This window comes from Rhodococcus sp. DT1 (assembly GCF_049844875.1).
Taxonomy (GTDB): domain Bacteria; phylum Actinomycetota; class Actinomycetes; order Mycobacteriales; family Mycobacteriaceae; genus Rhodococcus.
On the sequence record NZ_JBNCLW010000002.1, the window covers coordinates 474302 to 497586 of the forward strand.

Sequence of the window (23285 nt, forward strand, 5' to 3'; positions counted from 1 at the left end):
CTGGTCGTCCGTCGCGGGCACTGAACCCGGCCGGCAAGCGTGTCACCCCCATACCCGGAGGATCACTTCGCAATGGCCAAGATCATCGCGTTCGACGAAGAGGCTCGTCGCGGCCTCGAACGGGGCCTCAACAGCCTCGCCGACGCAGTCAAGGTGACGTTGGGCCCCAAGGGTCGCAACGTCGTTCTCGAGAAGAAGTGGGGCGCTCCCACGATCACCAACGATGGTGTGTCCATCGCCAAGGAGATCGAGCTCGAGGACCCGTACGAGAAGATCGGCGCCGAGCTGGTCAAGGAAGTCGCCAAGAAGACCGACGACGTTGCGGGTGACGGCACCACCACCGCCACCGTTCTCGCCCAGGCGCTGGTGCGCGAGGGTCTGCGCAATGTTGCAGCAGGAGCGAACCCGCTCGGCCTCAAGCGCGGCATCGAGAAGGCCGTCGAGGCTGTCACGGCCCGGCTGCTCGACACCGCCAAGGAAGTCGAGACCAAGGAGCAGATCGCTGCTACCGCCGGCATCTCCGCCGGTGACCCCGCGATCGGTGAGCTCATCGCCGAGGCCATCGACAAGGTGGGCAAAGAAGGCGTCATCACCGTCGAGGAGTCGAACACCTTCGGCCTTCAGCTCGAGCTGACCGAGGGCATGCGCTTCGACAAGGGCTACATCTCCCTCTACTTCGCCACTGACGCAGAGCGTCAGGAGGCAGTGCTCGAGGATCCCTACATCCTGCTCGTCAGCTCCAAGATCTCCACGGTCAAGGACCTGCTGCCGCTGCTCGAGAAGGTCATCCAGTCGGGCAAGCCGCTGCTGATCATCGCCGAGGATGTCGAGGGCGAAGCCCTGTCGACCCTGGTGCTGAACAAGATCCGCGGCACCTTCAAGTCCGTCGCCGTCAAGGCTCCGGGCTTCGGCGATCGCCGTAAGGCTCAGCTCGCCGACATCGCCATCCTCACCGGTGGCGAGGTCATCAGCGAAGAGGTCGGCCTCTCGCTCGAGACAGCCGGCGTCGAGCTCCTCGGCCAGGCACGCAAGGTCGTCGTCACCAAGGACGAGACCACCATCGTCGAGGGTGCGGGCGATCCCGACTCCATCGCCGGTCGCGTCAACCAGATCCGCGCCGAGATCGAGGCGTCGGATTCGGATTACGACCGCGAGAAGCTGCAGGAGCGCCTGGCCAAGCTGGCCGGTGGCGTCGCCGTCATCAAGGCCGGCGCTGCGACCGAGGTCGAGCTCAAGGAGCGCAAGCACCGCATCGAAGATGCCGTGCGTAACGCCAAGGCAGCAGTCGAAGAGGGCATCGTCGCCGGCGGTGGCGTTGCACTTCTGCAGGCCGCTCCGGCTCTGGACGAGCTCAAGCTCGAGGGCGACGAGGCGACCGGTGCGAACATCGTCCGCGTTGCTCTCGAAGCACCGCTGAAGCAGATCGCCTTCAACGCCGGCCTCGAGCCCGGCGTCGTTGCCGAGAAGGTTCGCAACCTGCCCGCGGGCCACGGCCTCAACGCCGCGACCAACGAGTACGGCGACCTGCTCGCTGCAGGCATCAACGACCCGGTCAAGGTCACCCGCTCGGCGCTGCAGAACGCAGCGTCCATCGCGGCTCTGTTCCTGACCACCGAGGCCGTTGTCGCCGACAAGCCGGAGAAGTCTTCTGCTCCGGCCGGCGATCCGACCGGCGGCATGGGCGGCATGGACTTCTGATCCAGCCCCCGGCATACGCCAGGTAGTCCTCCGCGAGGCCCGAACCCATCTCGATGGGTTCGGGCCTCGCGGCATGTCCGGGGAGCCTCGTTGTTCCTGATGCGTTCGGCAGGAACGCATTCCCGGGATTACCGAGCGGACGACCTGCGTAACTCGCGGCCGCTGAGTGCCCGGGGTGCGTACACGGCCCGGCCCCGTCCTTCCGGCCGCGACCCTGACCTTCGAGACCCGAAATCCCACCCCCGAACCCGATGTCCGATTCATTCCCATTGGGAGGTCTATGGTGTATCAATTGACAGAGCCCTCGATTATTCAGGGCGGTAACCCAGCGTCGCCGTTTGGCTGACGAAAGCACACGGGAGGTCGGTCGAGTGATCTCGGCGTTGTTCCGGCGAGCGATCGCCACTGTAGGGATAGGGGTGCTGGTTCTCCTCGGAGCACCGGGCATTGCTTCCGCCGAGCCGGTTTCGCATCTGTCCCGCATCGAGGTCAAGAGCGATCGCGTCGTGGTGGCCCACGTGTACTCCGCAGCGATGGATCGTGAAGTGGCGCTGCGCGTGTACACGCCGGCGGACACGAGCGTGCCGAGTCCGACGCTCTATCTGCTCAACGGTGCCAGTGGCGGGCAAGGGGTGGCCACCTGGGATGCGCAGACGAACATGGACGAGTTCTTCGCCGACAAGAACGTCAACGTCGTCACTCCGTTGGACGGCTCGTTCACCTACTACACCGATTGGCTCGAGGACGACCCGATTCTGGGCCGGAACAAGTGGACGACGTTCCTCACTCGTGAACTCCCGCCGATCATCGATGCCGAATTCGGCACGAGCGGCACGAATGCGATCGCGGGATTGTCGATGTCGGGGACTTCGGTTCTGAGTCTCGCGATCGCGGAGCCGACGCTGTACAAGGCGGTGGGTGCCTACAGCGGCTGTGCCGAAACGAGCACCGAACTCGGGCAACTCTATGTCCGGGCAGTGGTGGAGAGTCGTGGAGAAGCGAACGCGGAGAACATGTGGGGCCCGTACGGCGGCCCCGGTTGGGTCGAAAACGATCCCTTTGTCCACGCCGAGAAGTTGCGTGGCATCGATCTCTACATCTCCTCTGCTACCGGGTTGCCGGGTAAGCATGATCGTCTCGGCTCTTCCAGGATCGGCGACGATCCGGGCGTGCTGGCGAACCAGGTGGTTGTCGGAGGCGTGATCGAGGCTGCGGTCGACAACTGCACGCGCCGGTTGGCTGCGCGCCTGGAGGAGCTGGAAATTCCCGCTGTGTTCGACTTCCGTCCGGCGGGAACGCATTCCTGGGGTTATTGGGAAGACGATCTGCACAACTCGTGGCCCATGCTTGCGAACGCACTCGAGGTGAGCTGAGACGACACCGACCCGGTGCGCGCACTTGACGAACCGGTCATCACCTTCGATGGTGATGACCGGTTCGTCGTATACGGCGGTTCGCGGCAGCGGACAAAATCCGTCGTTGGCGTCGCTGTCGACGGATGACCGGGTGGGTCCGATGTGGCCGGACCCCAGGTGCACGCCTCGGAAACTGGGCTGACTCCCACCGGAATGCCCGTTTCGCACTATTCCTCCTTCTCGTGGTGTATCTATTGATGCGTCTCCGGACTATTCGGAGGGCGGTCATCGGGCGTCGCCGCGTGCGTCGACGAAGCATCAGGGAGGGTCGAGTGATCTCGGCGTTGTTCCAGCGGATACTTGCGGTTGTGGGGGTAGCGGCGACGGTTCTCGTCGCGCTGCCGAATATTGCGTCCGCACAGAATGTTTCGTATCTGTCCCACATCGTTGTCGAGAACGAACGCGCGGTGGTGGCCCACGTGTACTCCGCGGCGATGGACCGGGTCGTGCCGCTTCGTGTGCGCACACCGGCCGACACGAGTCGCGCCGCCCCCACGCTCTATCTGCTGAACGGGGCCGGCGGAGGGCAGGGGGTGGCCACCTGGGACGAGCAGACGGACATCGACGAATTCTTCGCCGACAAGAACGTCAACGTCGTGACTCCGCTGGACGGATCATTCAGCTACTACACCGACTGGCGACGGGACGATCCGGTACTCGGCCGCAACAAGTGGACCACCTTCCTCACGCGTGAGCTTCCTCCGGTCATCGATGCCGCCTTCGGTACGACAGGTGTGAATGCCATCGCGGGGCTGTCGATGTCGGGGACGTCGGTGTTGGGCCTCGCCATCGCGAAGCCGACGTTGTACCGGGCGGTGGGCGCCTACAGCGGATGTGCCGAAACGAGTACAGAACTCGGGCAACTCTATATCCAGACCGTGGTCGAAAGCCGCGGAGGAGCCGATGTGGAAAACATGTGGGGCCCGCTCGACGGTCCCGGATGGGTCGAGAACGACCCGTACGTCAACGCCGAGAAGTTACGAGGTATCGACCTCTATGTCTCCTCGGCTACCGGACTCCCGGGCAAGCATGAGCACCTCGGCGCCCGTTCGGTCGGGAACGACCCGGCTCTGCTGTTGAACCAGGTGGTGATGGGCGGCGTGATCGAGGCTGCGGTCGACGACTGCACACGGCGTCTCGCAGCCAGGCTCGAAGAGCTGGATATACCCGCTGTGTTCGAGTTCCGCCCGACCGGAACGCATTCCTGGGGCTACTGGGAAGACGACTTGCACAACTCGTGGCCCATGCTTGCGAGGGCTATGGAGACGCGCTGATATTTGCACGGTCGGGTGCGCTCACCTGTCATGGGCGCACCGCGATCTACTGTGCGAATTATGTTGATGCACAGTGGATTAGCGAATCATCAGCGCTCACGACTTCTCCACGAAAACCATTGACGCTTTAAGTACCGAACAGTATGGTTGGCCGCACGGCACCCGCTCGGATCCGAAATTTACTGTGCCGCAACCGATCTGTTTCATCGTCTCCAGGAGGACACATGGGTAGCACAACGATCACCGAGATCATCAACTTCTTCTTCTCGCTGCTCCTGCAGACCGCGCAGTTCATCAGCTGATCGCCGCATAACCCGATCGCCGCTGTACCCGATCGCTGGTTGTACCTGACCGTCGATCGTCGCTGTATCCGACGCCCGGGGGCATGAGGTCTCCGGCAGGAATCTGGAGGAAACATGGGTAGCATCTCGAGTGGTTTCGAAGCCATCAGCCAGTTCGTCGAACTGATCCTGGTGATCGCGCCGGTACTGCTGACCGGCTCGCTGTAAAGAGTGGATTATGAGGCCGTGAGTCCCGAGGTTCGGGGCTCACGGCCTCTTCCGTTTCGTGGGCGCGTTCGTCAGCGCCGGACCGCCGGTTCCCTCCGGCCTGATCAGCCTTGCAGCGCCGGCTCGGCCGATTGCTTCGCGAGTCGGGCGGCGATCGCTGCACACACCAGCAGCTGAATCTGGTGAAACAGCATGAGGGGAAGAATGATCAGTCCGATGGGTTCTCCGGGAAACAGAACCGTGGCCATCGGCAGGCCGGTGGCGAGCGACTTGGTGGAACCGCAGAAGAGGATGGCCGTCCGGTCCTCGTACGAGAATCCGAGTTTGGCGGGCGCGTACCAGGTGAGCGCCAGCACGATCGCCAGCAGGAGTATGCACACTCCGGCGAGTGCAAGCAGACGCAGAACAGACAACTGGGTCCAGATGCCCTCGTTCATGCCGCGACTGAACGCGACATAGACGACGAGCAGAATGGAACCGCGGTCGACGAGCTTGAGGGGCTTGCCGTGTGCCGTGACCCAGCCCCCGATCCAGCGGCGCATGACCTGGCCCGCGACGAAGGGGACCAGCAACATGAGCACGATGTCCAGCACTGCCGCGGAACTGAAGGTCACTCCTTGCGTACTCATCGTCACCGCCACGAGTGCCGGGGTGAACAGAATTCCGAGCAGGCTCGAGGCAGATGCCGAGACGACCGCGCCGGGGATATTGCCGCGCGCAACGGAGACCAGTGCGATCGAGGACTGCACTGTCGAGGGCAGCAGGCACAGGTACAACACACCCAGATAGAGCGGCTCGGTGAGCAGCCACGGAACGAAGACCTTGGCAGCAAGGCCGAGGAGCGGGAAGATCACGAAGGTGACCGCGAGAATGGTCGCGTGCAGCCGCCAATGTCTCAGGCCCGCCACGGCTTCGGCGGTAGACAGGCGCGCGCCGTACAGGAAGAAGAGAAGGCCGATCGCGATCTTCGATGCCCATGTGAAGACATCGAGCCCGACGCCGTGTGCGGGCAGGGCCGCGGCGACGGCAACTGTCAGCACGATTCCGACAAGGAACGGGTCGAGTCGATTGAGAAACGGGATCTTCGCCAGCATGGTTCGACGCTAGGCCATGGTGGGCTGATTCGAGAAGCCGATTACCGCGATCACTGTGATCACAGATTGTGATTGAATGCAGGGGTGTTCGATCCCGTCCACCTCCGTAGTTTCCTGGCCGTCGAAAGCGAACGCAGTTTCACGGCGGCGGCGCGGCGCCTGGGCCTGCGGCAATCCACCGTGAGTCAGCACGTCGCCAAACTCGAGGCGACTGCGGGTCGTCGGCTGTTCGTGCGCGACACCCACACCGTCGAGCCGACCGCCGACGGGAGCGCGATGCTCGGATTCGCCCGCGAGATCCTCGAGCGTCACCACGCCGCCCAGCGTTACTTCACCGAATCCACCGTCAGTGGGCGCGTGCGGTTCGGCGCGTCCGACGATCTGGTGCTCCACGAACTCCCCGCGATCCTCGCCGAGTTCCGGCGGGGGCATCCGCGTGTGGATTTCGAACTCACCGTCGGACTCAGTGAGAACCTGCACCGCAGCCTGGAGGACGGCGATCTCGATCTCATGTTCGGAAAGCGCCGGCCCGGCGAGCGTCACGGCGAACTGATCTTCCGTGACAAGCTCGAGTTCCTCGGCGCACCCGGCTTCGTGCCGGACCCGGAGGGACCGATACCGCTCGTCACCTATCCCCACCCGTCGCTGACCCGGGAGATCGCGCTCGACGTGCTCCAGCGGTGCGGATACGGAGCGCGGGTGACATGCGTCGCCGACAGTCTCATCGGGTTGAGCGCTGCAGCACTGGCGGGGCTGGGTGTCGTTCTGCATGCGAGCCGGCTCCCACCGGCGGGTCTCGTTCCTGTTCGGTCCGCAACCCGCCGGTTACCCGATGCCGGTCATCTCGATTTCGTGCTCGTCGCGCGCCGAAGCGTGCTCAGTGAGCCGGAGCGTGCACTCCGTGCAGCGATTCTGGCCAACGCCGACCGGCTGGTGCGCGATACCCACGACACCGACCCTCATTCCGGCAGCAGCATCCACAGGGCGAGGTAGAGAAGCACTGCCGTGCCACCGGTGACGAACGCTGCGAGCACCGCGCCCGCGCGGACGAGATTGACGTCCAGGCCGAAGTATTCGGCGAGGCCTCCGCAGACGCCACCGAGCATGCGCTGCGACGAGGAGCGGGCGAAGGGACGGGGGGTGTTGTTCTCGAATGTCATGATTCGATCGTGCCGGTTGTGAGCCTTCCGCACATCGGGGACGAACCCGGATCTCTACCCTGATCTTTCTCTCGGGGGTGCGAGCGAGACCCAGGATCAGGATGAGGCCAAGTATCGCCGGTCGTGATCGGGAAGAGCAGACTCGGTGTTCGTCATGTTTTCGAGAAAGGAGTTCCCGACCATGGACACCGTCAGCGATCGTCGTCTCGTCGCCTTGCTTCGCCGCTACGGCGCCGATGAAGCCGAACGTGTAGGCGCCCGCATCGACCCATTACTGTGGAACGACGTTCTTGCGGTTCAGCTCGCGCACCGGTCGGTACGGAAGTTCCTGCCCGAGAAGGTGTCCGAAAGCCACCTCCGTGCGATCGTCGCGGCGGCTTCGTCGGCTGCCAGTTCAAGCAACCTGCAGTTGTGGAGTGTGATCGCGGTGACCGATCGTGAGCGCCTCGGCCGCATAGCGGAACTCGCCGGCAACCAGGAGTCGGTGCGCAACGCGCCTCTTCTCCTGGTGTGGGTCGCGGATCTGGCGCGTGCCGCCCGGTTGGCGACGAGGCGTGGCAGAGACCTCGTCAACGCGGGCTATCTCGAATCGGCAGTGCTCGGGATCGTCGACACGACCCTGGCCGCGCAGAACGCCGCACTCGCCGCGGAATCACTCGGGCTCGGCACGGTATTCATCGGGGCGCTCCGCGACCACCCGACCGACCTTGCCTCCGAACTGGCCATGCCCGACCACAGTTTCGCCGTGGTCGGGCTGGTGGTGGGCCGTCCCGACCCGGCCGAGTATCCGGAGGTCAAGCCGCGGCTCGGTCAGGACGTCGTGCTGCATCGAGAGCAGTACGGGTCCGGCGCGGAGGATGGGGAGGAGGAAGGGGTAGCCGCGTACGAGGACGCCATTGCGCAGTTCTACCGGGGCCAGGGCTTGCCGGACAGTTGGAGCGAGCGCGTCCTCGGTCGTTTTGCCGCACCGGGTGCGCTGGGGCACCGGGAAGGACTGCGGCAAGCATTGCTGCAGCGAGGGTTCGGATTCGAGTGAGGACTCGTCCGTGGGCAGTGCTCAACGGCAGACGACGGTGAGTCCGATTCCGCGCCAGACCTCGGTTTCGACGCGCTCGAATGCCCCGTCCTCGTGGTCGTACTCGTAGTCGACCTCGACGCGGTTTCCCTTGTCGCGTTGCTCGGTGACGACGCAATGACCCGACAGATTGCCCGACCGGTTCGTGATCGAATGAGGAATGTTGCGTTCGGTGAGAAGCTCGACCGCCGACTGCTGGCTCATGCCGACGACGACGGGAACGGTTTGTGCTGTGGCAGTGCCTGTTCCGAGAGCGACGGCCGCCGCGCCGGCGAAGAGTGCTGCAATGACCCTGGTGCGCATGAATTCTCCCGATGGTGAGTGACCCGCGAAAACGAACACGTCTATCGTGCGCCGGACATGCACCCGAACACATCCGGGCACGTCCCCCATCTCGACCCTGAACTCGACCTCGGGGTCGAGCGGAATCCGGGGTGCGATGCGGGTGGGTCTGCGTACGATCGGGTCCATGGCGGGACGGACACGGGTGGCGCTTGCGCTGGGGAGCGGGGGCGCCAGGGGGTATGCGCATATCGGCGCGATCCAGGTGATCGAGGAACGCGGCCTCGAAATCGTCGGCGTGGCAGGCGCTTCGATGGGTGCGCTGGTCGGGGGTGTCTACGCGGCGGGCAAACTCGAGCCGTACACGCAATGGGCGCTGAGCCTGTCCCAGATGGATGTCGTGCGGCTGCTCGACGTGTCGGTGTCGGCTCCCGGCGCCATCCACGCCGAGCGGATCCTGTCGAAGATGCGCGACATACTCGGAGAGGTCTCGATCGAGGATCTGCCGATCCCGTTCACGGCCGTTGCCACCGACCTCGCGGCGGGACGCGCGGTGTGGTTCCAGCGGGGTCCCGTCGACGCGGCGATCCGAGCGTCGATCGCAATTCCCGGCGTCATCACTCCCGTGGTGCTCAACGGCAGGGTTCTCACCGACGGAGGCACACTGTCGCCGTTGCCGATCGCCCCGACCGTCGGAATGCACGCTGATCTCACGATCGGCGTCAGTCTCGCCGGAGAGGACGGCGGTCGGCCGCACTCACCCGAGAACGCGAGTTCGGAACCGCGGCCTGCCGAGGAATGGATGGGACGTTTCCGTCGTAGCGCTGCCTCGGTGCTCGAAACCGACATCGTGCGATCGGTGGTCAACCGGTTCTCCGCGAGCAGCGTCGACAACGACGACTCGTTCGCGGACACGACGGTCCCCGAGGCGGATACCGGAACGGACGACGCGCCGACGCCGAAGTTCGGACGCGTTGCGGTGATGAACCGGTCGCTCGACATCATGCAGTCGGCCCTGTCGCGGTTCCAGCTCGCCGCCTATCCGCCGGACGTGTTCGTCGAGGTCCCGCGAACCGCGTGCCGGAGTCTCGATTTCCACAGGGCCGCGGACATGATCGCTCTGGGGAGAACGCTCACCGCGGCGGCGCTCGACGACGCCGGCATCCCGGACTCCGCCACGCGGGAGGTCGCGCCCGAACCGGCGAACGACGAGCCCGGATCGGCCTAGTCTGAGCCGGTGCAGACCGTACCGATCCAGTTACCCGACGGCACCACGACACCGGTGCGGTTGTTCGCGGGCCCCGATCACGAGCACGAATCCCGTCGCGATTCGTCACGCGCAGTGGTCGTGATCGTGCCGGGACTCGGCGTTCCCGCCGGATACTACGAATCGTTCGCCGAGGCGCTGACCGGGTACGGGTTCGATGCGGCGATCTGCGAACTGGCGGGGCAGGGGGACAGCCGCCCCCGGCCCGGACCGGAGAGCACCTACGGCTACCACGACATCGTCGCCGTGCATCTGCCCGCCGTGTTCGAGGTGGTGCGGGAGCGCTTTCCGGATTCGACGCCCTATCTGCTCGGGCATTCGATGGGAGGCCAACTCGGCGTGCTCTACGCGTCGCGGATCCGCGGCCGGCTCGGCGGGCTGATTCTCGTCGCTGCGGGCACCCCGTATTACCGGCACTACCGCGGTGCCCGCCGCCCCGGACTCCTGCTGGGCTCGGCGGCGATGTCGTTGACGTCGAGTGTCGCGGGTTTCTGGCCGGGCGACCGGATCGACGTGGCAGGATTCGGCCGGCAGTCCCGCGTCCTGATTTCCGACTGGGCGCGGCTCGCGCGCGGAGGCCGGTTCGATCCGGCCGGCGCCGACATCGACTACGAGGAGCGGCTCGCCCGCCTCACCCTGCCGGTCCTGTCGATCACCATCGAGGGCGACGAGCTGACGCCGGTGGAGTCGGCCCGCCACCTGCTGGGCAAACTGTCCGCCGCGGACATCACGACGTGGCACAACCCCCGGAAGCTCGGGCACAACGGCTGGATCCGCGACAACGCCGACACGGCGGCGAAGGTCGCCGCGTGGTTACGCGACCGCTAGGTCACGTGAGTTTGTCCGCCAGGAATGTGAAGGTCAGCGCCGACTTGAATGCCGCCTGCGCATTGTCGGCTGCACCGCCGTGTCCACCTTCGATGTTCTCGTAGTACCAGACTTCGTGACCCTCCTCCTCGAGGCGGGCGACCATCTTGCGGGCATGGCCGGGGTGGACGCGATCGTCGCGAGTGGAGGTCGTCACGAGGATCGGCGGGTACGTCGCATCCGGGTCGGTGTTCTGGTACGGCGAGTATCCGCTGAGGAACTCCCATTCTTCGGGCTTGTCGGGGTCGCCGTACTCGGCCATCCAGGAAGCACCGGCGAGCAGCAGGTGGTAGCGCTTCATGTCGAGCAACGGCACCTGGCACACGATCGCGCCGAACAACTGCGGGTACCGGGTGAGCATCACGCCCATCAGGAGTCCGCCGTTGCTGCCTCCCTGCGCGCCGAGCTGCTCTGCCGTGGTGATGCCCCGCGCCACAAGGTCTTTCGCAACGGCGGCGAAGTCCTCGAAGACTTTGTGCCGGTTCTCCTTGAGCGCTTGGGTGTGCCAGCCCGGACCGTACTCGCCGCCGCCGCGGATGTTGGCGATCACGTACGTGTAGCCCTTCTCGAGCCACGCGCGGCCGATACCTCCGCTGTAGGCGGGCACCATCGAGTTCTCGAATCCGCCGTAGCCGTACAGCAGGGTGGGTGACGGGCTCGTGGTATTGCGTCCCACCACGAAGTACGGAATCTGTGTGCCGTCGTCGGATGTCGCGAAATGCTGCACCACCGAAATGCCGGTGGCGTCGAAGAAGGACGGCGCGGACTTGATCGGCTCGATCCGGCCACCCACCGTGCCGGACAGCAGTGTCGCCGGGATCGTGAAACCGCTCGAATTGAGGAAGAAGTCGTCGCCGGTGAGCGGATCCACGTCGATGATCGATGTCGACGTCGCGTCCGGCACCCCGGGCAATTCCTCGTCCGACCAGCCGTCGGCGCCGGGGGTGAGCACCCGCATCTGGGTCTGCACATCGCGCAACGTGACGACGAGCAGATGGTTCTGCGTCCACGCGTACTGTTCGAGCGATGTGTGCTCGTCGGGAGTGAACAACACCGTCAGGTCCCGCGAGCCCGACAGGAACGAGGGATAGTCGGCAGCGAGCAACGCGCCGGCGGGGTGCCCCAGCCATTCGGAGCGGGTACGGATCAGCAGGTGATCGCGGTACACACTCACCCGCGCGTCGTGTGGAACTTCGAGTTCGACGAATTTGCCGGTCGCCGTCAGTTCGAACCGCCGGGCCCGGTAGAAGTCGAGAGCACGATCGACGAAACTGCGCTCGTAACCGGGGGTGTCGTCGTACCACGCGGACACCGCGACATCGCCCGCTTCGCCCTCGAAGACCGTGTCCGCGTCGGCCAGCCTCGTCCCGCGCCGCCAGCGCGCGGCGATGCGGGGATATCCGGAGTCGGTCAGTGATCCCTCGCCGAAATCTGTTCCCACATAGACGGTATCGGCATCGATCCACCCGATGTCGGTCTTCGCCTCCGGCACTTCGAAGCTGTCCGGTCCGGAGACGAACTGCCGCGTGACGAGGTCGAACTCGCGAACGACCGTGGCGTCGGCACCGCCGCGCGAGAGGCTGATGAGCGCGCGCGTCTGGTCCGGACGCAGGACCTGGGCACCCGACCACACCCAGTTCTCGCCTTCCTCTTCGGCCACGGCATCGAGGTCGACCAGGACGTCCCACTCCGGGTTGTCGCGTACGTACTGGTCCATCGTGGTGCGTCGCCACAGCCCGCGCACATGAGTGGCGTCACGCCAGTAGTTGTAGAGGTACTCGCCGCGGCGCCGGGCATACGGAATGCGAGCGTCGGTGTCGAGAACTTCGCGGATCCGGCTTTCGAGTGTGCCGAAACCGGTGCTGCGGGTATAGGCGTCGACCGTGCGGTCGTTGTGGGCGCGGACCCAGTCGAGCTGCTTCTCGCCCGTGACGTCCTCGAGCCAGAGGTACGGGTCGGTGGTGGTGTCGCTCATGACTTCATTTCTACCCGGCATTACGCTGCCGAGGTGCAGCTCACCCCCGCGGACGCGCAGATGTACTGGCTCTCCGATCGAATGCCGAACGACCAGTTCCTGCTCTTCTGCTTCGCTACCGACGCCGGTGTGGACGAGGTGCGCGAGGCGGTGCGCAGGCGTACCGACGTCATGGGGAAGTTGCTGTGCCGCGTCCGGGACGTTCCCCGGCATCTGGACTACCCGTATTGGTGTCCGAGACCTTTCGGCGACGACCTCGTCGCCGAGTACCGGCTCGACGATCCGTCGTGGGGGAACGTGCAGAACGCACTGGGGGCGCTCGTTGCGACGGTGCTCGATGCTCGGGTGAGCCCGTGGCGCCTGCACGTATTCACCGGAGTGCGCGGCGCGCCCCTGTGTGACGGTGCCGCCCTGGTGGTCGTCTGGCAGGTCTCGCACGCGTTCGCGGACGGCCGTGGGGCCACCGCCCTGGCCAGGGCGCTGTTCGGTGCGGACGAGCCACCGGCGTCCCCGCGTCCGGATCGAGGGCCCGTCGCGTGGGAGATGGTCGTTCGTGCCGCCGCCCGGTTTCCCGCGCAGGTCGTTCGCCTGGCGCGGTCGGGTCGGCGTGCGGCCGCTGCGGCACGCGCTCTCGACGCCGCGACCGCGGCAGGTGAGATACCGGCACCGGCCGCCGGGCGGCCACTCGTCGGCGTCAACTGCGATCCGGGTACCGAGCGCAGCGTCCGCGCCGTGGTGTTCAGGTCCGCTGCCTTCCGCGGTGGTGGACATACCGTCACCGTCGTCGCATTGACGGCGATCTCGGTGGCGCTGTCCAGGTTTCTCGAGACGCGCGGCGAGAGCGTGCCGGACAGGCTAGGTGTGGAGGTCACCGTGGCGGTCGGGGCCGTGGGTTCCGCGAACAACAACTATCGCAATGTCGGCGTCGACCTGTTCGTCACCGAATCCGACCTGGGTGTCCGGGCTGCCCGCATCGCTGCCGATCTGGGTGCGCGTCGTGAGAGAGTGACCGATCCGCTGTTCGCGCAGCGCGACGCGGCAGCCGAGCATGTTCCGGCCCCTCTGTCGCGGTTCGGGATCGTTCGGTACGCGTCGCCGCGTCCCGTCACCGTCACGGGAAACACCGTGGTGTCGAGCGTCTTCCGTGGTTCTGCCGACCTCGCCCTCGCCGGTGGGCCGGTGGTGTTCAGCGCCGGATTCCCGGCACTGTCGCCGGCCATGGCGTTGACCCACGGTGTATACGGACTCGGAGAGACGGTCACGATCGGTGTGGCCGCGGGCAGTCGGGTGATTCCCGATCTCGATGCGTACGAGCAGATGGTGCGCGACGCCGTCGCCGAGGTCGGCGCGGCGCTCTCCCCGGCGAGATGAGCGCCGGTGGAATAGCACCGGCCGCTGCGGTCCCGCGCATGTACCGTGCGGGGAGCAATCGAATCGGCGAGGCGGGGGCAGCACGGTCATGGGCGTATACGTAGTAACGGGATCAGCGTCGGGTATGGGCAGGGCGAGCGCGGAAAGACTGCGCGCCGCAGGCCACACCGTGATCGGTGTGGACATCCGGGACGCCGATGTGGTGGCCGACCTCTCGACTCCGCAGGGGCGGTCCGACGCCATCCGCGGCACCCTCGATCGGGCCGGAGCCACGCTCGACGGTGCGGTTCTCGCCGCCGGCCTCGGCCCCACTCCCGGTAGGGAACCGCTCATCGCCCAGGTCAACGTGCGAGGTGTGATCGATCTGCTCGTGGGCTGGCGCCCGGCACTCGCCGCGGCCGGAAACAGCAAGGTGGTGGTCTTCGGCTCCAACTCCACGACGACCACGCCGGGCGTACCGAATTCTGCGGTGAAGGCGTTTCTCGCGGGCGACATGGACAAGGGCGTCGCGCGGGCCACCAGGATCGCCAAATCGGGGCCGCCGTTCACCTACGCAGCGTCCAAGATCGCGGTGACACGCTGGGTTCGCCGCACAGCGGTGACGCCGGAATGGGCGGGCTCCGGCATCCGCCTCAACGTGCTCGCGCCGGGTGCCATCTCCACACCACTGCTCGACGCACAACTCGACAGTCCGTTGAAGAGGGCGGTCGAGAGCTTCCCTGTTCCGCTCGGCGGATTCGGCGACGCCGAACAGATCGCGCAGTGGGTCGAGTTCATGGTGTCCCCGGCCGCCGACTTCATGGCCGGCAGCGTGGTGGTTGTCGACGGTGGCACCGAGGCATACTTCCGGCCGGACGACTGGCCGGTTCGCGTGCCGTTCCGGTCGATACCCGGATACCTGCGCCGGATGCGCTCTTTCGCTCGCAGAACCGGTACCTCGGGCGACTGACCCGCATCCCCCGATCGGTTGATGCCGTCTGAGACCGTCGGGCGATGTGGCGGCCCGCCCCCGCCGGGCAAGCTCGGACCATGCCCATCGTAGAAGTGAAAGGCCTGTACAAACGGTACGGCGACCGCGCCGCCGTCGACGGCGTGAGTTTCGATGTCCGAGAAGGAGAGATATTCGGAATTCTCGGCTCCAACGGGGCTGGGAAGACCACCACGGCCGAATGCGTTTCCGGCTTGCGGGCACCGGACGAAGGGACCGTACGCGTCGCCGGGCTCGACCCGGTCGCCGACCGCCGCGTGCTGACGGAACTGCTCGGGGCTCAGCTACAGCAGAGCGAACTCCAGCCGAAGCTGACCGTGCAGGAGGCTCTCGACCTCTACGCATCGTTCTACCCGCGTCCCGCGGACGGGACGGCGCTGGCCGAACGGCTCGGCCTCGAGCACGTGCTCGACACCCGGTTCGCGAAGTTGTCGGGGGGACAGCAACAGCGCCTCTTCATCGCGCTCGCGCTGATCGGATCGCCGCGGGTGGTAGTGCTGGACGAACTCACCACGGGCTTGGATCCGCGTGGCCGCCGCGAGACATGGTCGCTGATCGAAGAGATCCGGGACTCGGGGGTCACGGTGCTGCTGGTCACCCATTTCATGGAAGAGGCGCAGCGGTTGTGCGACCGGGTCGCGGTATTCGATACCGGCAGGATCAAGGCGCTGGGCACGCCCTCGGAACTCATCGCCCGCACCTCGACAGCGGTCGTCGTCTCGTTCCGCCCGTCGGCTCCGCTCGATCCGGACGCCCTGACGGCATTGCCCGGAGTCCTGGCAGTGCGTCACGACCACGACCGGCTGGTCGTGGAAGGCAACGACGACTCGGTCGATGCGGTGCTCGCGCTCCTCGTTCGCGACGGCATCTCCGCTCGACGGCTCCGCATCACGGAAGCCACGCTCGACGACGCATTCCTCGATATCACGACCCCGGAGAAACGGCCATGACGACGACCGATACGAATCCTGTGACCGCGGTAGTGCGCACCGAAGCGCGCCTGTTCGTCCGCGAACCCGGCGCGATGTTCTGGATCCTCGCGTTCCCTGTCGTCCTACTGACGATTCTCGGCCTCATCCCCGCCTTCCGGGAGCCGGACGCGAGTCTCGGAGGACGCCGGGTGATCGATCTTTACGTTCCGACCGTGGTGTTGCTGTCGATGATCGTCGCGGGTATCCAGACGATGCCTGCTGTGCTGTCGTCGTATCGCGAACGCGAAATCCTGCGCCGGCTGTCGGTGACCCCGGTCCGGCCGGTGACAATTCTGCTGGCGCAGATCGTGGTTCACGCTGTGGCCGTGGCCGGGGCGGTCGTGCTCGCCCTGCTCGTCGGCCGTGGTGTGTTCGGAGTGGCATTCCCGGAGCAACCGTGGGGCTACGTGCTGGCGGTGTTCCTCACGCTTGCGGCGGCGCTGAGCATGGGCGCCGCGATTGCCGCCGTCTCGGGGACCACACGGATCGCGCAGACGATCGGCACCATCGTCTTCTTTCCGATGATGTTCTGCGCCGGGGTGTGGCTCCCGGTCCAGACCATGCCGGTTCTGCTGCAGCGGATCGTCGAGGTGACGCCCTTCGGTGCGGCATCGCAGATCCTCGACCAGGCGGCCCGAGGGGAGTGGCCCAGTGCGGGTGGTCTGATGGTGGTGGCGTTGTGGGCGGTGGCATTGACGGCCGCAGCGGCACGCTGGTTTCGCTGGCAGTAGAGATCGGTCCGCGGCAGTGACACCGGTCGGCAGTGACATTCCGTTGGCAACGACGACATTCCGTTGGCAACGACGGCGGCACCCGTCATGCTGAACAACGTGGCGACGGACACCGCGATGGCAGCGCCCCCGACAGACGAGTACTGGGAGCGTATCTACAGGTGGGGACCGTGGGTGCTGCTCGCGGTCGGGACGGTCCTGTCCCTGGCCTCCGCGAACCTGCTCATGACGCCGGCAGAACGTGTTTCGGCTCTGGTGCTGGTTGGCGCCGCAGTGTGCTGGGAGCGCTGGTGGTGGCGTCGCGACAAGGACGCTGTGTACTTCACCGGGCGCACTGTTCTTGCGTTCGTCCTGACCTGGCTCAATCCGTTTTTCGCGTTTTACGCCTTCATCGGGTACTTCGACGCAGAGCGGTTGCTCCCCGAGCGTTGGATGCGAGTGGGGCTGCTCTCGACAGCGGTGACGATGGCGGGATCCCAGAGCGGGGGTCTCCCGCCGTCGGGCCTCACCATGTGGATCGCGTTCGGTGCGTTGTTCGTCATCAACTCCTCGATCGTGATGATGATGCTCCGAATCAGTGCGCGAGAGGAGACGCTGACGCAGGAACGGATCGACGCGATCGCGGAACTCGAACGCACGAATCACCGTCTGGAACAGGCTCTCTCCGAAAACGAGGCACTCCACGCGCAGCTCGTGCTGCGCGCGCGGGAGGCCGGCATCGACGACGAGCGGCGACGTCTCGCCGCCGAGATCCACGACACCCTGGCGCAGGGTCTCACGGGGATCGTCACGCAATTGCAGGCGGCGCAGAACACCGTCGACCCGGTCGTGGCCGGGGGGCATGTGGAGCGGGCCGCGGCACTTGCTCGCCGTAGCCTGTCCGAAGCCCGTCGCTCCGTGCAGAATCTGCTCCCGCAGGCGCTCGAGCACGGCACACTCGACGAGGTGCTGGGCCGAGTGGTGAAGATGTGGGAGGCGGACTCCGGGGTAGCCGCCGTATTCACCGTGACCGGCACAGTCGAGCCGTTGCACGACGACATCGGCGCGACGCTCCTGCGCATCACCGAGGAGGCACTCGCCAACGTGAGCAAGCATGCGGGGGCGGGACGTGTCGGTGTCACGGTCTCGTATATGGAGGACGAGGTGAGCGTGGATGTGCGAGACGACGGATGCGGTTTCGATCCGTCCGCAGGATCGGTTCGCGGGTTCGGCTTGAGGGGCATGCAGTCCCGGGCGGCCCGCGTTGCCGGCGAAGTGACTGTCGAGTCGGAGCGCGGTGCCGGGACGGCGGTCTCGGTGCGGGTTCCGCTCGTGCGGGTGGGAGCAGCGGAATGAGCGCCGACGCGATCACAGTGCTGATCGCCGACGATCATCCGGTCGTCCGCGACGGCCTGCGTGGGATGTTCGCCGCGTCAACCGAATTCGCGGTCGTAGGAGAGGCGTCGTCCGGACCGGAGGCTGTGGTGGTGACTGTGGCGCTTGATCCGGATGTGGTGCTGATGGACCTGCGGATGCCGAGGGGCGGGGGAGTCGAGGCGATCGCCGAACTCACCGCCCGCAAGGTCCGGAGCCGCGTACTCGTCCTCACGACATACGACACCGACGCCGACGCCTTCTCGGCTATCGAGGCCGGAGCGATCGGCTACCTGCTCAAGGACACGCCCCGTGACGAACTGTTCGCGGCGGTGCGCGCTGTCGCGGAGGGGCGCACCGTCCTCTCGCCGGTGGTGGCGTCGCGGCTGCTGTCGCGCGTGCGCGCCCCGGGCGCATCGAGGACGCTCAGCGCGCGGGAGCGTGAGGTACTGACCCTGGTGGCGAAGGGCACGTCGAACCGCGCGATCGCGCAGGAATTGTTCATCAGCGAGGCGACGGTCAAGACGCATCTGACCCACATCTTCGGGAAGCTCGAGGTGGCGGATCGCGCCGCGGCGGTGGCGACCGCGTACGACCGCGGCATCCTGGGCTGAAGCGCCCGCCTCGTACCTACCGGTGGGTAACCGGACCATCGGCAGACAGCCGAATGGGGCAGGACTACCCTGTATGGCTGTGACCTCACACTATGACGTCGTTGTCCTCGGAGCCGGTCCCGGTGGGTACGTCGCTGCTATCCGCGCGGCACAGCTGGGATTGAGCACCGCCATCATCGAGCAGAAGTACTGGGGCGGTGTCTGCCTGAACGTCGGCTGCATCCCCTCGAAGGCACTTCTCCGAAATGCCGAACTGGCACATCTCTTCACCAAAGAGGCCAAGACCTTCGGTATGTCGGGAGACGTGTCCTTCGACTTCGGTGCCGCCTACGACCGCAGCCGCAAGGTGGCCGACGGTCGCGTCAAGGGCGTGCACTTCCTGATGAAGAAGAACAAGATCACCGAGTACGACGGTAAGGGCTCGTTCGTCGACGCCAAGACCATCGAGGTTTCGCTCAGCAAGGGCGGAACCGAGCAGGTGACCTTCGACAACGTCATCATTGCGACGGGTTCGGTCACCAAGCTCCTGCCGGGAACCGAACTCAGCGAGAACGTCGTCACGTACGAGGAGCAGATCCTCACCCGCGACCTTCCCGGATCGATCGTCATCGTCGGTGCCGGTGCCATCGGCATGGAGTTCGGCTACGTCCTGAAGAACTACGGGGTCGACGTCACCATCGTCGAGTTCCTCGACCGGGCACTGCCCAACGAGGACGCGGACGTCTCCAAGGAGATTGCCAAGGCCTACAAGAAGCTCGGCATCACCATCAAGACCGGTGCCGCGGTCCAGAAGATCTCCGACAACGGCTCGGACGTCACCGTCGAGATCAAGGACAACAAGTCCGGCAACGTCGAGACGATGACCGTCGACAAGGTCATGCAGTCGGTGGGATTCGCCCCGCGCGTCGAAGGCTACGGCCTCGAGAAGACCGGAGTCGAGCTCACCGATCGCGGCGCCATCGCCATCGACGAACGGATGCGCACCAACGTCGACGGCATCTACGCCATCGGTGACGTCACCGCAAAGCTCCAGCTCGCCCACGTCGCCGAGGCTCAGGCCGTCGTCGCTGCCGAGACCATCGGTGGTGCCGAGACCCTCGAGCTCGGCGATTACCGGATGATGCCCCGCGCGACGTTCTGCCAGCCGCAGGTCGCGTCCTTCGGACTCACCGAGCAGCAGGCGAAGGACGAGGGCTACGACGTCAAGGTCGCGACCTTCCCGTTCACCGCGAACGGCAAGGCGCACGGACTCGCCGATCCGACCGGTTTCGTCAAGCTCATCGCCGACAAGACCCACGGTGAGCTTCTCGGCGGCCACCTCATCGGGCCCGACGTCTCGGAGCTGCTCCCCGAGCTGACCCTCGCCCAGAAGTGGGATCTGACCGTCAACGAACTGGCGCGCAACGTCCACACGCACCCGACGCTCAGCGAGGCGCTGCAGGAGGCCATTCACGGTCTCGCAGGGCACATGATCAACTTCTGATCTTTCGAAACCTTCCGGTCGGGCGGACCCCGTTCGGATGTACCGGCTCAGCCCGGGGCGACTCGACCGTCGTCCCGGGCTGACGTCGTTTCGAGGGATGCCCGCGCCCGGGTTCTGCAGATACGCTCCACGTTCACGAAGTACACGAAGAACCTCGTGGCGATCGAGGTCATCGCACGGAAGAAGGCGGCGTGACGACAACGAACGGTAAGGACGGCAAGCTCACCGTCATCGAAGGCCTCGCGACCCTCAACCCTCAGACCGGAGACACCCCGCGTATCGAGAAACTGGCATCGGGGACGGGCGCGACGGTGATCCGTATCAGCTTCACCGCGGGTCAGACGATGGCGGATCATCAGGCGATGTTTCCCATCGTGGTGCAGACGGTCGTCGGCGACATCTCCTTCGGGACCGAGGAACAGACCGTCTCGCTGGTGCCCGGGACCGCCGTTCACGTCGACGCTGGCATCGTGCACCGTCTCTACGCGAATATCGACTCTGTGGTGATGTTGACGATCTTGCGGTGATGTCGACGATCTCGGGGTGACGACGCGGCGGAGCCGTCCGGTTTGTCGCAGAGCCGGCGGCACCGCGTTAAGGTGACGAAATGGCGGAACGCGGAGCTCGGCCCCACGTACATCCTGTTCGCAAGTGGCTTTTGCACGCGGTGCGACGACTGTTCACACCTCTCGAACCGGACCACTACCTCGAGATGATCAACCCACTTTGGTCCACCCGTGAGCTCCGCGGACGGGTGGAGCGGGTGGTGCCGGAGAGCGAGGACACCGCCTCGGTCCTCATCCGGCCCGCGTACGAGTGGCCCGGGCACGAACCGGGCCAATACGTCCGCCTCGGAGTCATCATCGACGGTGTCTACCACTGGCGGGCATACTCCTTGACGTCCGATCCGGACCCCCGGGACGGACTCATCAGCGTCACGCCGAAAGTCGTCGAGGGCGGGGTCGTGTCGCCATACCTCGTACGGAAGATCGCCCCGGGCGACATCGTGCGCCTCGGCGAGGTGGAAGGTGTCTTCACCCTGCCCGATCCGGTCCCGGCCCAACTGCTGTTCATCAGCGCAGGCAGCGGCATCACGCCCATCATGAGCATGTTGCGCAGCCTCGATCACCGGAACCTGCTCCGTGACGTCGTGGTGGTGCATTCTGCGTCGGCCCCCGACGACGTGATCTTCTCCTCGGAACTGCGCGACCTCGACGCCCGCCATCCGGGTCTGTGCCTGGAGGTCTGGATCAGTGGCGAGCGGGGACGGATCACACCCGGTGACCTGGACGACGTGTGCCCGGACTGGCGCGCACGGGAAACGTTCGTCTCCGGGCCGCGTGAGCTGCTCGACGTGCTCGAGGAACATTGGAACGACCAGGCCGACTCGCAAAGATTCCACCTCGAACGTTTCCAGCCCGTTATCGGGGGGAATGCGGGAAGCGGCGAGGGCGGCACCATCCACTTCCTCGACAGCGAACAGGACGTCGAGTGCGACGGGGGAACCCCGATCCTGGTCGCGGGCGAGAACGCCGGCCTCAAGTTGCCGTACGGCTGCCGTATCGGTATCTGCCACACCTGCGTGGGCACGTTGCATTCCGGGCAACTCCGGGACCTGCGAACCGACGAGGTGAGCGAACCCACCGGGGCTTCGGTGCGTACCTGCATCCACACCGCGGAGGGTGACATCGAAATAGAGCTGTGAGCGGCGAGGGCTGCGACAGCTCCCGACGAATGGGGCACGTATGACGAACACCGAAGAGGCGACCGCACCCGCGTCTCCGGAAGTGGATAGCCCGCTCGCTCATCTGAGCGCAGAGACACTCGATCGTCTGGCCGAAGAATTCGATGCGATCCACGACGAGGTGTACGCAAGCCTCGGCGAGAAGGACCGCAAGTACATCAAGTCCGTCATCGCAGCGCAGCGCCAGCTCGTCGTGGCCGGCAGAGTCATTCTGTTCGCGTCCTCGTCGAAGCCCGCCTGGGTGGCCGGGACGGCATGCCTCGGGATGGCGAAGATCCTCGAGAACATGGAAATCGGACACAACGTCATGCACGGCCAGTGGGACTGGATGAACGACCCGGACATCCACTCCTCCGTGTGGGACTGGGACACTGCGTCCACGGCCGAAGCGTGGAAGCACTCGCACAACTACGTCCATCACACGTACACCAACATTCGTGGCCTGGACAAGGATCTCGGATACGAGATCATGCGGATCGACCCGAAACAGCGGTGGCAACCGGTCTACCTCGCCCAGCCGTTCTACAACGCCCTGCTCACCGTGCTGTTCGAATGGGGCGTCGCCCTGCACGACCTGGATCTCGAGGCGCTCTGGGCGGGCGAGAAGTCGCCCACGCAGGTACTCGAAGAGCTCAAGGGCATCGCCGGAAAGGCGAAGGCCCAATTCGTGAAGGACTATGTGGGGTGGCCGCTCGTCAGCGCCGCGGTGTTCGGCCTGGCGCAGGTCGCGATGCGCGGAAAGCTGCCGCAGCCGAAGACGTCCCGCGTGGGCGGATGGCTACGCCGATCCGGTAGGTGGGGCGCCGGCGCCGACATCGCCGACCGGTGGCTGCCCGGCGTCGAGAAGACGTTCCTGTCGACCCTGGCCGCGGACGTCACCGCCAACATCATCCGCAACGTGTGGGCCCACGCCATCATCTTCTGCGGCCATTTCCCGGACCAGACGTACACGTTCTCCAAGAAGGAAGTCGAGAACGAGTCGCGCGGCGGCTGGTATGTCCGCCAGCTCGTGGGTTCGGCGAACATCGAGGGAAGTCCGCTGTTCCACGTCATCAGCGGCAACCTCGGCTATCAGGTGGAACATCACCTGTTCCCCGACATGCCGAGCACCCGGTACTCCGAGGTGGCGCCCAAGATCAAGGACATCTGTGAGCGCTACGACCTGCCGTACAACACCGGGCGGTTCGGGCAGCAGTGGTGGATGGTGCACCGCACCATCGCACGTCTCGCGTTCCCCGGCGGCAAGGCACGCCCGAAGCCCGGCCCCTACCGCAGTTCCGCTGATCCGACGGGAGAAGCCGCCCCGAGCGAGGCGGCCCGTTTCCGTCGGCGGATGCCGTCGGACCACCCCGCCGCAGGCCCGGAGCACGAGGGCGGCGGCGTCGCCGTCGATCCGCCGCCCCGCTGACCCGTC

The 23285-nt window shown here is 65.8% G+C and carries 21 protein-coding genes; 17 read left to right on the forward strand and 4 right to left on the reverse strand.

Annotated features, from left to right (window positions below):
- The first annotated feature begins 72 nt into the window (after positions 1-72).
- The 3 genes from groL to ACLQ3J_RS06445 all read left to right on the forward strand — a co-directional run bounded on the left by groL (position 73) and on the right by ACLQ3J_RS06445 (position 4387).
- On the forward strand, positions 73-1698 hold the full coding sequence (gene groL, locus ACLQ3J_RS06435) for a chaperonin GroEL (protein WP_169619250.1): 1626 nt from the start codon (positions 73-75) through the stop codon (positions 1696-1698).
- 338 nt (positions 1699-2036) lie between these two features.
- Positions 2037-3071 (forward strand): alpha/beta hydrolase, encoded by a 1035-nt coding sequence (locus ACLQ3J_RS06440; protein ID WP_425902593.1) that lies wholly within the window; start codon positions 2037-2039, stop codon positions 3069-3071.
- A gap of 314 nt (positions 3072-3385) precedes the next feature.
- On the forward strand, positions 3386-4387 hold the full coding sequence (locus ACLQ3J_RS06445) for an alpha/beta hydrolase (protein ID WP_425902594.1): 1002 nt from the start codon (positions 3386-3388) through the stop codon (positions 4385-4387).
- Between the two features lie 613 nt (positions 4388-5000).
- Here the strand turns inward: ACLQ3J_RS06445 and ACLQ3J_RS06450 are convergent.
- Complete coding sequence (locus tag ACLQ3J_RS06450; RefSeq protein ID WP_425902595.1) at positions 5001-5990, reverse strand: bile acid:sodium symporter family protein; 990 nt, start codon at positions 5988-5990, stop codon at positions 5001-5003.
- An 84-nt stretch (positions 5991-6074) separates the two neighbouring features.
- Here ACLQ3J_RS06450 and ACLQ3J_RS06455 point away from each other — a divergent pair, with 84 nt between their 5' ends.
- On the forward strand, positions 6075-6983 hold the full coding sequence (locus ACLQ3J_RS06455) for a LysR family transcriptional regulator (RefSeq protein ID WP_169619253.1): 909 nt from the start codon (positions 6075-6077) through the stop codon (positions 6981-6983).
- Here the strand turns inward: ACLQ3J_RS06455 and ACLQ3J_RS06460 are convergent.
- Positions 6950-7150: a PspC domain-containing protein gene (locus ACLQ3J_RS06460; RefSeq protein WP_169619255.1), complete on the reverse strand. Its 201-nt coding sequence runs from the start codon at positions 7148-7150 to the stop codon at positions 6950-6952. The two genes, ACLQ3J_RS06455 and ACLQ3J_RS06460, sit on opposite strands and share 34 nt — an antisense overlap.
- Positions 7151-7331: 181 nt before the next feature.
- On the opposite strand from ACLQ3J_RS06460, the gene ACLQ3J_RS06465 reads away from it, so the two are divergent.
- Positions 7332-8186 carry a nitroreductase family protein gene (locus ACLQ3J_RS06465; protein ID WP_425902596.1) on the forward strand — a complete coding sequence of 285 codons (855 nt, stop codon included), beginning with the start codon at positions 7332-7334 and terminating at the stop codon, positions 8184-8186.
- Between the two features lie 21 nt (positions 8187-8207).
- Here ACLQ3J_RS06465 and ACLQ3J_RS06470 read toward each other — a convergent pair whose 3' ends face one another.
- Positions 8208-8528 carry a hypothetical protein gene (locus ACLQ3J_RS06470; protein WP_169651312.1) on the reverse strand — a complete coding sequence of 107 codons (321 nt, stop codon included), beginning with the start codon at positions 8526-8528 and terminating at the stop codon, positions 8208-8210.
- Between the two features lie 166 nt (positions 8529-8694).
- Between ACLQ3J_RS06470 and ACLQ3J_RS06475 the strand changes: the two genes are divergently transcribed.
- Together ACLQ3J_RS06475 and ACLQ3J_RS06480 are read left to right on the forward strand one after the other, a co-directional pair.
- Positions 8695-9735 (forward strand): patatin-like phospholipase family protein, encoded by a 1041-nt coding sequence (locus ACLQ3J_RS06475; protein WP_425902597.1) that lies wholly within the window; start codon positions 8695-8697, stop codon positions 9733-9735.
- 9 nt (positions 9736-9744) lie between these two features.
- Positions 9745-10602, forward strand: coding sequence for an alpha/beta fold hydrolase (locus ACLQ3J_RS06480; protein WP_169619263.1), 858 nt, complete (start codon positions 9745-9747; stop codon positions 10600-10602).
- A 1-nt stretch (position 10603) separates the two neighbouring features.
- On the opposite strand, the gene ACLQ3J_RS06485 is transcribed toward ACLQ3J_RS06480, so the two are convergent.
- Positions 10604-12616, reverse strand: a complete 2013-nt coding sequence (locus ACLQ3J_RS06485) for a prolyl oligopeptidase family serine peptidase (protein WP_169619265.1) — start codon at positions 12614-12616, stop codon at positions 10604-10606.
- 33 nt (positions 12617-12649) lie between these two features.
- Between ACLQ3J_RS06485 and ACLQ3J_RS06490 the strand changes: the two genes are divergently transcribed.
- The 10 genes from ACLQ3J_RS06490 (at position 12650) to ACLQ3J_RS06535 (ending at position 23279) form a co-directional block, all read left to right on the forward strand.
- Positions 12650-13987, forward strand: coding sequence for a wax ester/triacylglycerol synthase domain-containing protein (locus ACLQ3J_RS06490; protein WP_169619267.1), 1338 nt, complete (start codon positions 12650-12652; stop codon positions 13985-13987).
- 88 nt (positions 13988-14075) lie between these two features.
- Positions 14076-14936 (forward strand): SDR family oxidoreductase, encoded by an 861-nt coding sequence (locus ACLQ3J_RS06495; RefSeq protein ID WP_169619269.1) that lies wholly within the window; start codon positions 14076-14078, stop codon positions 14934-14936.
- 80 nt (positions 14937-15016) lie between these two features.
- A complete protein-coding gene (locus ACLQ3J_RS06500; protein ID WP_425902600.1) occupies positions 15017-15925 on the forward strand; it encodes an ATP-binding cassette domain-containing protein in 909 nt (302 codons plus the stop codon).
- Positions 15922-16677, forward strand: a complete 756-nt coding sequence (locus tag ACLQ3J_RS06505) for an ABC transporter permease (RefSeq protein WP_425902601.1) — start codon at positions 15922-15924, stop codon at positions 16675-16677. Before ACLQ3J_RS06500 ends, ACLQ3J_RS06505 begins: the two co-directional genes overlap by 4 nt.
- Positions 16678-16776: 99 nt before the next feature.
- Positions 16777-18012, forward strand: coding sequence for a sensor histidine kinase (locus ACLQ3J_RS06510; protein ID WP_425902602.1), 1236 nt, complete (start codon positions 16777-16779; stop codon positions 18010-18012).
- A complete protein-coding gene (locus tag ACLQ3J_RS06515; RefSeq protein ID WP_296550302.1) occupies positions 18009-18644 on the forward strand; it encodes a response regulator in 636 nt (211 codons plus the stop codon). Before ACLQ3J_RS06510 ends, ACLQ3J_RS06515 begins: the two co-directional genes overlap by 4 nt.
- 79 nt (positions 18645-18723) lie before the next feature.
- Positions 18724-20127: a dihydrolipoyl dehydrogenase gene (lpdA, locus tag ACLQ3J_RS06520; protein WP_169619279.1), complete on the forward strand. Its 1404-nt coding sequence runs from the start codon at positions 18724-18726 to the stop codon at positions 20125-20127.
- 191 nt (positions 20128-20318) lie between these two features.
- Positions 20319-20654 carry a cupin gene (locus ACLQ3J_RS06525; protein ID WP_169619281.1) on the forward strand — a complete coding sequence of 112 codons (336 nt, stop codon included), beginning with the start codon at positions 20319-20321 and terminating at the stop codon, positions 20652-20654.
- An 80-nt stretch (positions 20655-20734) separates the two neighbouring features.
- Positions 20735-21832 (forward strand): ferredoxin reductase, encoded by a 1098-nt coding sequence (locus ACLQ3J_RS06530; RefSeq protein WP_425902604.1) that lies wholly within the window; start codon positions 20735-20737, stop codon positions 21830-21832.
- A 40-nt stretch (positions 21833-21872) separates the two neighbouring features.
- Positions 21873-23279 carry a fatty acid desaturase family protein gene (locus ACLQ3J_RS06535; protein WP_296550304.1) on the forward strand — a complete coding sequence of 469 codons (1407 nt, stop codon included), beginning with the start codon at positions 21873-21875 and terminating at the stop codon, positions 23277-23279.
- Positions 23280-23285 lie beyond the last annotated feature (6 nt).